A 10,926-nucleotide genomic window follows, 5' to 3' on the forward strand; every position below is an offset into this window, starting at 1 on the left:
CTGGCGGGCCGTGAGTGGGCCCTCCCCGCCCGCCCGGGGCGGCCCCCCCCCGCCCCGGGCCCCCCAGCGGCCGCTCGGCCTCCAGGAGGTCGCCGAGGTCGGGCCGCAGCGAGCCCGCGGTCCGCTCCCACCACGGGGCGGGGGTCTCGGAGGTCAGACCGGCGGAGTGGGCGAGCAGCTGGGCGATCGTCGCGTCGTCGGCGGGGGTGCCGGGCAGGTGCCGGGCGAGCGGGTCGGCGAGGTCGAGCAGGCCCTCGTCGCGCAGCCGGAGCACCAGGACGGCGACGAAGGTCTTGGTGAGCGAGCCGATCCGGTACTGGACGTCCGGGGTCGGCGCGTGCCCGTCGACCATGCTGCGGGCGCCGCTCCACACCGGCTGCCCGTCGCGCACCACCCCGGCGACCATCGAGGGTGTGCGTCCCTCGGCCTGGGCGACGGCGAGCCGGTGCAGCAGGGCCCGGCGGGTGGCGGGCAGCAGCTCGTTGGGGAGGTCGGTCATGTGGGCTTCTGGACTCATCGGCATGGGTACGCACAGTAGCCCAGCACCGGTCCGGGGCCGACCGAATAAGGGCGTCGAACAAGCCGCTGAACAAGTCGTCGAACAAGTCGGCGGAGCGGCGGCGGAGGACCGGCGACAACCGGCGGGCAACCGGCCCGGGCCCGTCGGGAACGGCGCGACCCGGGCCGGTTGTCCGCTCAGTGCGGCAGCGGCGGCAGTTCCGGCAGTTCCAGCCAGGCCTCGAAGAGCGGGCCGAGCGGGACGGTGGTGTACCGGGCGGCGTGCGCGCGCAGATCGGCGGTGGAGACCACGCCGTGCCGGTTGGCGCCGGTCCAGTCCCGCAGCATGGCGAAGAACGCGTCCTCGCCGAGCGTCCGCCGCAGCGCGTGCACCACCAGTCCGCCGCGCTGGTACAGCCGGTCGTCGAACATCAGCTTCCGGCCGGGATCGCCGAGCCGGAGGTCCTGCGGCAGCCCGGCCAGCAGCCGGTGCGCGGCCGCGGCGTGCACCGCCGCGCCCGGACCGCCGGAGTGCTCGGACCAGAGCCACTCCGCGTACTTGGCGAAGCCCTCGTTGAGCCAGATGTGCCGCCAGGCGGAGATCGTGACGCTGTTGCCGAACCACTGGTGGGCCAGCTCGTGGGCGATCAGCCGCTCCCGTTCCCAGCCGCCGCCGAGGTGGTTGGTGCCGAAGGTGGCGAGGCCCTGCGCCTCCACCGGGACGTCCAGCTCCTCGTCCGCGACCACCACCGCGTACTCGCCGAACGGGTACGGCCCGAAGACCTCGCCGAAGTACGCCGCCATCTCCGGCTGCCGGGCGAAGTCCCGGGCGAACGCGGCGGCCAGGCGCTCCGGCACGTACCCGGACTGCGGCACGGCCGGACGCACCGCCAGCGGCACCGGCCGGTAGTGCCCGATCGACACCGTCACCAGGTACGTCGGGGTCGGCGCGCTCTGCTCGTACACCCAGGTGGTGCTGGACGCCTTGGTGGTGCGGGTCAGCAGCCGGCCGCTCGCGACCACGGTGAACGGGGACGGCGTGGTGACGGCCAGCTGGTAGGTCGCCTTGTCGGCGGGCCGGTCGTTGCACGGGAACCAGGACGGCGCGCCGACCGGCTGGCTCGCCACCAGCGCGCCCTCGGTCAGCTCCTCCCAGCCCAGGCCGCCCCACGGGCTGCGCACCGGGCGCGGGTTGCCGGTGTAGTGCACCTCGACGGTGAACGCCGCGCCCGGCGCCAGGGCTCTGGCCGGACGGATCCGCAGCTTGCCGGCGCGGTGGGTGTAGCGGGCGGTCCGGCCGTCGACCAGCACCCGGCCGATCCGGAACTCGGCCAGGTCGAGGGCGAACTCCGTCAGCGTCGCGTCCGCCACCGCGCTCAGCCGGGCCGAGCCGGCCAGCCGGTTGGGGCCGGGTCGGTAGTCCAGCGCCAGCTCGTAGCGGTGCACCCGGTAGCGGTGGTCGCCGCTGTTCGGGAAGTACGGGTCCGGGGCATCGGCGGCCTCGGGGGCGGGCTTGGACTTCACGGGGGCGTGCGCTTCCTGCGGGCCGGGACGGGGGGTCGGGGACGTGGTCACGACGTGGTCTGCCACGCCTCGATCGGGTTGCCCAGCCACCGCGTGTCGGCGGGGACGGACTCGGCGCGCATCACCAGCGAGGCCGGGCCCAGCGTGCTGCGCGCGCCCACCGTGCTGCCGGGCAGCACGATGCCGCCCGGGCCCAGGGTGGCGCCCTCGCGGAGGACCACAGTATCCATCCGCATGATCCGGTCGTGGAAGAGGTGGGTCTGCACCACACAGCCCCGGTTGATGGTGACCCCGTCACCGAGGGTGACCAGGTCCGCCTCGGGCAGCCAGTAGCTCTCGCACCAGACGCCGTGGCCGACGTGCGCGCCCAGCGAGCGCAGCCACAGGTTCAGCACCGGGGTGCCCGGCACCGCGCCGACCAGCCACGGCACCGCCACCATCTCCACGAAGGTGTCGGCCAGCTCGTTGCGCCACACGAAACCGCTCCACAGCGGGTGCTCCACCGCCCGGAACCGTCCGACCAGCAGCCACTTCGCCGTCAGCGAGACCAGGCAGGCCACCACACCGGCGGCCAGCAGCACCACGCCCGACAGCAGCGCGGCGGTCAGCGGCGAGCCGGCCGCCAGCCAGGACAGCGCCGCCACGGTCAGCAGGCCCAGCGCCGCCGAGGCCAGCACCGGAACCAGCCGGCCGACCTCGACCAGCCCGCGCGCCCACAGCAGCCGGGTCGGCGGCTCGTAGGTCAGGCTCTGGTCGGCCTGGTCCGCCGAGCGCGGCAGCCGCATCGGGGGCATGCCCAGGTACGAGCCGCCCTTCTTCGCCTTCGCCGGGGTCGCCGACAGCACGCCCACCAGGCCGCGCTTGGGCACCGAGCGGCCCGGCGCGGTCATCCCCGAGTTCCCGAGGAACGCCCGCTCGCCGACCTTCGCCTCGCCGAGGCGCACCCAGCCGCCGCCCAGTTCGTACGGGGCCATCAGGGTGTCGTCGGCGAGGAACGCGCCGTCGCCGACCGTGGTCAGGCTGGGCAGCGCCAGCACCGTGGACACCTCGGCGTGCCGGCCGACCCGCATGCCGAGGGCGCGCAGCCACAGCGGCGTGACCAGCCCGGCGTAGAGCGGGAACAGCACCTCGCGGGCCCGGTCCATCAACTGCATGACGGTCCACGCCTGCCAGCCGACCCGGCCGTGCAGCGGATGCGTCCCGGGCACCAGACCGACGCTCAGCAGCCGGACCAGCACCACCAGCTGCGCCGCGTACACCGCGCCGAACGCCAGCGTCGCGGGCAACAGGCCGAGCAGCGCGCCGCCGAGGGCCGGGCCGAGGGCCTGGCCCTGCTCGACGAACCGGGACAGCACGGCCAGCGCGGCGAGCGCGGGCAGTGCCGGGAGCAGGCCGAGCACGGCACCGCTGGCGCCGTACAGCGAGGCCCAACGGGCCCGGCGCACCGGGCGCTCCTTGGGCCAGCCGCGCTCGGCGCGGCCCAGCTTGACGGCGGGCGCGCCGCCCCAGAGCTGGCCGGTCGGCACCTGGCCGGTGACGCTGGAGCCGGCCGCCACCTGGGCGCGCTTGCCGACCCGGGCACCGGGCAGCAGCGTCGAACGGGTGCCGACCACGGCGCCCGAGCCGATCTTGACCGAACCGACCAGCAGCCGGTCCCCGTCCAGCCAGTAGCCGCACAGGTCCACCTCGGCCTCGACCGCGCAGCCGCGGCCCAGCTTCAGCATCCCGGTGACCGGCGGCAGCGAGTGGAGGTCCACCTCGGGCCCGACCTTGGCGCCCAGCGCCCGGGCGTAGCGCACCAGCCAGGCGCCGGACAGCGAGTCCGCGCCGCTCAGCTCGGTGAGCCGCTCGGCGGTCCACAGCCGCAGGTGGACGGAGCCGCCGCGCGGGTGGCTGCCCGGGCGCAGCCCGCGCAGCAGCAGCCGGGCGCCGCCCGCCGCGATCGCCAACCGGCCGGGCGGGGTGTACAGCGCGAGCGCGCCCGCGCCGACCCACCACCAGGAGGCGGTGGGTGCCCACGGGTAGTCACCGAGGTGGCCGAGCAGGTTCCCGGCGGCCAGCAGGGCGACCGTCCAGCGCAGGCCGACCACGGTGAACAGGGGGATCAGCAGGAGCAGCTGGAGCAGTTGGGCCCTCGTCGGCACCAGGGTGATGGTGCGGGCCTCGCCGCTCTCGCCGGCGGTGCGCTCCAGGTGCCGGGCGAGCTTGCGCAGTGTCGGGTGCTGGTAGATGTCCAGCACGGCCGCGCTCGGGTAGCGGGTGCGCAGCAGGGTGGTCAGCCGGGCGGCGGCCAGGCTGCCGCCGCCGATCGCGAAGAAGTCGTCGCGCGGGCCGGTGACCCGGACGCCGAGGATCTCCGACCACTGTTCGGCCAGCCAGGCCTCGGTGCCGTACAGCTGCTCGGTCGGCCCGGCGGTCTCCAGCTCGGGCAGCGGCCAGGGCAGCGCGGCCCGGTCGACCTTGCCGGAGGTCCGGGTGGGCAGGGTCTCGACCGTGGCCAGCAGCGGGACGAGGGCGGCGGGCAGCTCGGCGCGCAGCCGCTCGACGGCCTGCTCGCGGTCGAAGCCGTCCTGGACCACCAGGTAGCCGACCAGCAGCTGGTTGCCGCCGCGCGCGGTCCGGACGGCCGCGGCCGCGCCCGCCACGCCGGGCAGCGCCTGGAGGGCCGCGTCGACCTCGCCGAGCTCGATCCGTCGCCCGCCCAGCTTGATCTGCTCGTCGGTGCGGCCGAGGAACAGCAGGCCGGCCCGGTCGGCCTGGACCAGGTCACCGCTGCGGTAGGCGCGCTCCCAGCCCAGCGAGGGCAGCGGCGCGTACTTCTCGGCGTCCTTCTCGGGGTCGAGGTAGCGGGCCAGGCCGACGCCGCCGATCACCAGCTGTCCGGTGCCGCCGGCGGCCACCGGCAGGCCGGCCTCGTCGACCACGGCGAGGTCCCAGCCGTCCAGCGGCAGGCCGATCCGCACCGGGCCCTCGCCGGTCAGCAGGGCGGCGCAGGCGACCACGGTGGCCTCGGTGGGGCCGTAGGTGTTCCACACCTCGCGGCCCTCGGTGACCAGGCGCTGCACCAGCTCGGGAGGGCAGGCCTCGCCGCCGAAGATCAGCAGCCGGACCTCGTTGAGGGCCTCGGCAGGCCACAGCGCGGCCAGGGTCGGGACGGTGGAGACCACGGTGATCTCCTGCTCGGCCAGCCAGGGGCCCAGGTCGGCGCCGCTGCGGACCTGGGAGCGGGGGACCGGCACCAGGCAGGCGCCGTGCCGCCAGGCCAGCCACATCTCCTCGCAGGAGGCGTCGAAGGCCACCGAGAGGCCCGCCATCACCCGGTCGCCGGGGCCGATCGGCTCCTCCTGGAGGAAGAGCGCGGCCTCGGCGTCCACGAAGGCGGCGGCGTTGTGGTGGGTGACGGCCACGCCCTTGGGCTTGCCGGTCGACCCGGAGGTGAAGATGATCCAGGCGTCGTCGGCCGGGGTGGGGCGGCGCTCCAAGGCGGGCGCGCGCTCCACGGGGACGGCCAGACCGCGGTCGGCACCGAGCACGGCGGCGACGGCGGCCTCGCCGAAGACCAGCTCGGCGCGCTCGTCCGGGTCCTCGGCGTCCACCGGGACGTAGGCGGCCCCGGCGGCGAGCACGGCGAGGATCGAGACGTACAGGTCGTTGGTGCCGGAGGGCACGCGGACGCCGACCCGGTCGCCGGGGCCGATGCCGGAGGCGGCGAGGCGGCGGCGCAGCTGCTCGACCTCGGCGGCCAGCGCGTGGTAGCTGAGCACGGCGTGGCCGTCGTCCAGGGCGGGTTCGTCGGGGTGGGCGCGCACGGTGGCGTCCAGCACGTCGATCAGGGTGCGCGGGGCGGCGGCCGGGCGGCCGGGGAACAGGGCGAGTGGCTGCTCCGGTTGCTCCGGCTGTGCCTGGGTGGCCCGGGTGGCCTGGGCGGGCGCTTCGGGGGCGGGCTCGGCCCGCGCCGTCGGCTCCTGCGGCGCCGGCATCGGGGGCGTCGGCTCCTGCGCCGGTGTGGCGTCCTGCCGCGGGTGGCTCGGTTCAGCTGTCATGGCAGCCGTGCGCTCCTCGTCCTCGCCCCGTTCCGACCGATGCCCGGCCCCTGGGGCGGTGGGAGCACCACCTGATCGGGTGATCCCACTCCGGGGCCGGAGCGGACAACCCGACTGATGGTAGCCCTGGGGAGGCGACCTGGCAGGACCGGGAACTCGGCTCAACTGGCGCTGGAACGGCCAAATCTGACGATTGATCAGGCGATAACTTGGGTGTGCTGGAGTCGACATGACGACCTGTCAGTCGAATTGACGGATCGTCAGATCGATCTTTCGACCGTGATCCACGCCACAGTGAATGCTGCTCCCTTCGGGTGGCGGGGGCGGCGGGCCGGGCCCTCCGGGCCGAAAATCCCGGGTCTGGCCCGGCCCGCCCCCCGCTCCGGCGGTCAGCGGAATCGGTGCAGGTTCTCGGCGAGGAAGGCCTCCAGGGTGCGTGGAGCGCGCCCGGTCAGGCGGCGGAAGGCGTCGTCCGGCGTCTCCTCGCGGACCGTCGCGAGCTGCTGGATCTCCACCACGTGGGTGGCCAGCCAGTGCGGCATCCCGGCCCGGTCGACCAGGTGGGCGTGCAGCTCGGACGGGCTTAGGTCGAGGTAGCGGACCGGTCGGCCGAGCAGCTCGCCCAGCAGCGCGGTGAGCTCCGGGTAGCTGTAGGCCCGTCCGCCGGTGAGCGGTACGGCGCCGCCGGCCGGCTCGGGACGGGTGAGCACCTCGGCGGCGGCGTCCCCGATGTCCCGGGCGTCCACGTAGTTGCACCGGGCCTGCCCCAGGGCGCCGTGCACCACCCCTGCGGCGGCGATGCCGGGTGCCAGGAGCAGCAGCTTCTGCATGAACGCGTACGGCCGTAGGACGGTGGTGGTGATGCCGGAGGAGCGCAGCCGTTCCTCGATCAGATGGTGGCCGCGGGAGACGCCGACGGGCGAGTTCGGCTCGGCGGCCGGCGCGGAGACCTTGACGACGTGTTCCACGCCGCAGTCGACCGCCGCCTCGATCGCGTTCAGCTCGTACTGGACCTGCTGCGGGCCGTTGGCCATGGTGAGGAGGAGTCGGCGTGCGCCGCGGAAGGCGGTGCGCAGGGAGGCCGGGTCGGAGGCTTCGACCGGGAGGACGGAGGTCCGGGCGAGCGTGCGCTCGTCGAGCGAGGCGGCCAGCCGGGCGGGGTCGCGACCGAGGGCGCGGCTCGGCGCGCCGAGGGCGGCGAGGCTGCGCAGGGTGGCGCCGCCGGTGGCGCCGCTCGCGCCCATGATGACGATCATGATGTCTGCCTTTCGGGTTGGGGTGCGGTGGGGAGTCGGTGCTGCGCCGTGCGGGCCGGGCGGCTGCCGCGCCAGTGCCAGGTGGTGATGGTGGCGGCGATCGCCGAGGAGACCGGGAGGTCGACCGGCAGCCGCTGCGGCCACGGGCTGGCGGAGAGTGCCGGGATCTGCGGGAGCCAGCGGGCGGCGGCCAGGCCGACGGCCAGTGCGAGGGCGGCTGCCGCCAGGCCAAGGGCGGCGGACGCGATCGCGCGCGGCGTCCGGGCGGGGCGGGAGCGGGCGGGACGGCGGCGCAGCGCGGCGCCGAGTGCCGCGGCCACCAGGGCGGAGGTGCCGCCGATGGTGGTGAACGCGGCGGCCGTCAGGTGGGGTTGGCCGGTGACGACTCCGCCGGTCCCGGCCATGGCGGCGGGCATGGCGTAGGCGACCAGGACCTCGCGCCACAGGACGAAGGGCGGGGGAGCGCCCGGGGCCTTCTTGCTCATGGGTGGACTTCCTCCGGTGTGGGCCGAGGCACCTGGACGCTTGTGCTTAGGTGCCTAACTATTAGGGCTGAGGGGAGGCGGGCCGCCGGATGGAGGCCCGCCTGGGCGCGAATCGGTTCCCCGGAAGCGAATCGCTCCCCGGGGCGTGGATCAGTCCTCGGTGAATGCGTCGATGCCGGCGACCAGCCGGGCCAGCAGGTCGAGGAAGGTGGTGCGTTCCTCGGTGGAGAGGCCCCCGACCAGTGCCTGCATCCGGGCGAAGTGCTCGGGTGCCAGTTCGCGCAGCCGGTCGGCGCCGCGGGCCGTGAGGATCACCACGTTGCCGCGGCCGTCCTCGGTGGACCGTCGACGGGCCACGAGGCCCTCCCGCTCCAGCCCGTCGACCAGGCCGGTCACGGTCGCCCGGGAGACGCCGAGACTCGCCGCGAGCTGGGAGGGCGACTTCTCCCCGCCGTGGTCCTCCAGGTCCGCCAGCAGCCGGTACCGGCCGGTGGAGAGGCCGAAGCGGCCGAAGTGCACCTCGCCGGCCTGGCCGAGCCGGGCGGCCGCCGCCATCAGCCGGGCCGCGACCAGGATCGCCTGCGGATCGGCCGCGAGGCCGTAGCGGGCGATCTGGCGGCGTGCCTGATCGAGGCTGGGGGCGGTGGGGCCGTTCTCGGAGTCCTGGGTCACGAGAAGTAATATGGCGCCTAACCTGATTGCCGGTCAAGTGCTGCGTCGGATCTTGCCCAGGAGGCACGGGGAGCGATCGCGGGCGGCGTCCAGTCGGCGTGGCGGAGGACCGTGCGGACCATCGCGCCGGGCGGGGTGAGCCGGATCGCGGCGTTGCGCGGACCGGCCGCCGGCGGGTGGGCGAGCTGCCGGCCCATCCGGCCGACCCCGAGCTGCGCGAGATCCTCGTGCCGCGCGAGAACGCCGGCCGGGCCGCCGTCCGGGCGTTCCTGGCCGCGCGGGGCGTGCCGGACCCGGACGGGTGGACCGCCGCGCTGCCGGCCTGTGTCGACGGCCTGGTCTTCGACCGGCTGGTGGGCGGCGGCGAGCCCGGGGTCGATGAGATCCAGGGGTTGGTGGCGGCGGCCCTGCGCGGAGCGGGCGAGGGATGGTCGGCCGGCGTACGCCGCGGCGGGTCCGGGCCGTCCGGTGAGGTGGGGCGTTTCCGAGGCTCGGGTCGTACGGGAACCCATGCCCGGAACGGCAGCGCGGACTCTTGCCGAAGCGGGGCGGCAGGCCGGGACCGATGACTCGACGTCAGGTCAATCAGCCGTCAAGTTTGTTCATTCACAGAATGTTTCCCGGCATCTCGCCTATCCGGAGAATGAATTACGCGGCTCCCAGGTCTTCACAGGGAGATCTCAGACTGACAGGCTGGGGCCGCCCTTTCAGTACGGAGGAGGTTCCTTGTCCCGCATATCCACGCTGGCCGGAGCGGTCACCTGCGCGCTCGCACTTGTCACCGGCACCGCCGTCGCCGCGTCGGCGGCTCCCTTCGACCAGGCGCCGGGCCTGGCCGAGGCGAAGGTCGCCCCCGTTGCCTGGACGCCCTGCAACCCCGACCCGACCAAGCCGGACCCCGGCATCTACGACTGCGCCGTCTACCCCGTGCCGCTGGACTACGACAACCCGTCGGGTGACACGATCGGCATCGCCATGATGCGGCGGCGGGCGAGCGACCCGTCCAAGCGGATCGGCTCGCTGTTCCTCAACCCCGGTGGTCCGGGCGGCAGCGGCTACCTGTGGGCGACGACCAACCGCTTCGGCGCCGAGGTGCAGTCCAAGTTCGACCTGATCGGCTTCGACCCGCGCGGCGTGGCCCGGAGCAACCCGATCAAGTGCTTCAAGACCCAGGAGGAGGCCGACGCGGTCCTCGACCGCATGGTCGGCGTGCCGGTCACCAAGGCCGAGATCAACGGGACGCTGGACGCGGACCAGGACTACACGGACGCGTGCAGCAAGAACGCCGGCCCGCTGATCGAGCACATGTCGACCATCAACGTGGTCCGCGACCTCGACCGGATGCGCCGTGCCGTCGGTGACTCGCAGCTCTCGTTCGCCGGGTTCTCCTACGGCACCCTGATCGGTTCGACGTACGCCAACATGTACCCGAACAAGGTCCGCGCGATCATCGTCGACGGCAACGTCGACCCGAACCTGCGCCTGCACAACGGCATGGAGTACGACCGCCAGCGGGCGGGCGGCTTCGAGCTGGCCCTGGACGAGTTCCTGAAGCGCTGCCAGGCCGCCGGTGCCCCGCGCTGCGCCTTCGGCGAGGGCGACACCCGGGCCAAGTTCGACCAGCTCCGCGACCAGCTGCGGACCAGCCCGATCACGCTGCCGAACGGCGCCAAGGTCACCCTGAGCAGCTTCACCGGCGAGGTGGCCAGCGCCCTGTACTCGCAGGCCAAGCTGGCTCCGCTGGCCAAGTCGCTCCAGGCGACCTACCAGGTCTTCCAGAAGCCGAAGGCGGCCGCCCTGTCGGCCCCGCAGGCGAACGTCTCGGACGAGGACGCCACCCTGCTCTCGGTGGACGTCCCCCGGGCGGCCCTGCGGGAGGCCCCGGTCGACTCCGAGTACGGCGCGGACGACTCCTACATGGCCGTCAACTGCCAGGACAAGCCGTACCCCTCCAACGACCGGCTGTTCGCGAACGCGGCCAAGGCCTGGGAGAAGGAGTCGCCGACCTTCGGCCGCTACCAGGCGTTCGACGCGCCGGCGTGCGCGAGCTGGCCGGCCCCGGCCCGGGACGCCGAGCGCTTCTCCGGCCCGTGGAACAAGAAGACCTCCAACACCGTGATGGTGATCGGGAACCTCTACGACCCGGCCACCCAGTACAAGTTCGCCCAGCAGATGCAGCAGCAGCTGGGCAACGCGGTGCTGGTCAGCGTGGACTCGATCGAGCACTGCGCGGTGGGCCGCAGCAAGGCGCTGAACGCGCTGGTGACCCGCTACCTGGTGGACGGCACCGCGCCGGCCCCCGGCCAGCTGCTGAAGCCGGACGCGGAGATCTTCCCGGCGGTCTGACGGAACGGCCCCCGGTGGCCCGGGGGATGAGGTGACGGTCGTGGTGGGGGGGGGGGGCGGCCGCCTCCACCACCGCGGGTTTGGGGGCACTGCGAGCGCGGG

General features: G+C 74.4%; 6 protein-coding genes and 2 pseudogenes. 2 read left to right on the top strand and 6 right to left on the bottom strand.

Translation table 11 applies throughout. From position 1 onward, the window contains the following. The 6 genes and pseudogenes from ACFRMQ_RS07310 to ACFRMQ_RS07335 all read right to left on the bottom strand — a co-directional run. Nucleotides 1–499: pseudogene (locus ACFRMQ_RS07310) on the bottom strand (serine hydrolase domain-containing protein); the annotation flags it as partial. A 197-nt stretch (nt 500–696) separates the two neighbouring features. Next, the gene (locus ACFRMQ_RS07315) at nt 697–2,022 is read right to left on the bottom strand and encodes a M1 family metallopeptidase (protein WP_380727909.1); all 1,326 of its coding nucleotides are present in this window, start codon (nt 2,020–2,022) and stop codon (nt 697–699) included. Nucleotides 2,023–2,069: 47 nt separating this feature from the next. Then, the gene (locus ACFRMQ_RS07320) at nt 2,070–6,065 is read right to left on the bottom strand and encodes a Pls/PosA family non-ribosomal peptide synthetase (RefSeq protein ID WP_380727911.1); all 3,996 of its coding nucleotides are present in this window, start codon (nt 6,063–6,065) and stop codon (nt 2,070–2,072) included. 389 nt (nt 6,066–6,454) lie between these two features. Then, nucleotides 6,455–7,321 carry an NmrA family NAD(P)-binding protein gene (locus ACFRMQ_RS07325; protein WP_380727913.1) on the bottom strand — a complete coding sequence of 289 codons (867 nt, stop codon included), beginning with the start codon at nt 7,319–7,321 and terminating at the stop codon, nt 6,455–6,457. Beyond that, nucleotides 7,318–7,806: a hypothetical protein gene (locus ACFRMQ_RS07330; RefSeq protein ID WP_380727916.1), complete on the bottom strand. Its 489-nt coding sequence runs from the start codon at nt 7,804–7,806 to the stop codon at nt 7,318–7,320. Before ACFRMQ_RS07330 ends, ACFRMQ_RS07325 begins: the two co-directional genes overlap by 4 nt. A gap of 150 nt (nt 7,807–7,956) precedes the next feature. Beyond that, nucleotides 7,957–8,478, bottom strand: a complete 522-nt coding sequence (locus ACFRMQ_RS07335) for a MarR family winged helix-turn-helix transcriptional regulator (RefSeq protein ID WP_380727918.1) — start codon at nt 8,476–8,478, stop codon at nt 7,957–7,959. 206 nt (nt 8,479–8,684) lie between these two features. Between ACFRMQ_RS07335 and ACFRMQ_RS07340 the strand changes: the two are divergent. Together ACFRMQ_RS07340 and ACFRMQ_RS07345 are read left to right on the top strand one after the other, a co-directional pair. Next, nucleotides 8,685–8,891 (top strand): annotated as a pseudogene (locus ACFRMQ_RS07340) (TetR family transcriptional regulator); the annotation flags it as partial. A gap of 313 nt (nt 8,892–9,204) precedes the next feature. Then, nucleotides 9,205–10,824, top strand: coding sequence for an alpha/beta hydrolase (locus tag ACFRMQ_RS07345; RefSeq protein WP_380727920.1), 1,620 nt, complete (start codon nt 9,205–9,207; stop codon nt 10,822–10,824). Nucleotides 10,825–10,926 lie beyond the last annotated feature (102 nt).

Origin of the sequence: Kitasatospora sp. NPDC056783 (assembly GCF_042789895.1) — a bacterium.
Lineage (GTDB): Bacteria > Actinomycetota > Actinomycetes > Streptomycetales > Streptomycetaceae > Kitasatospora.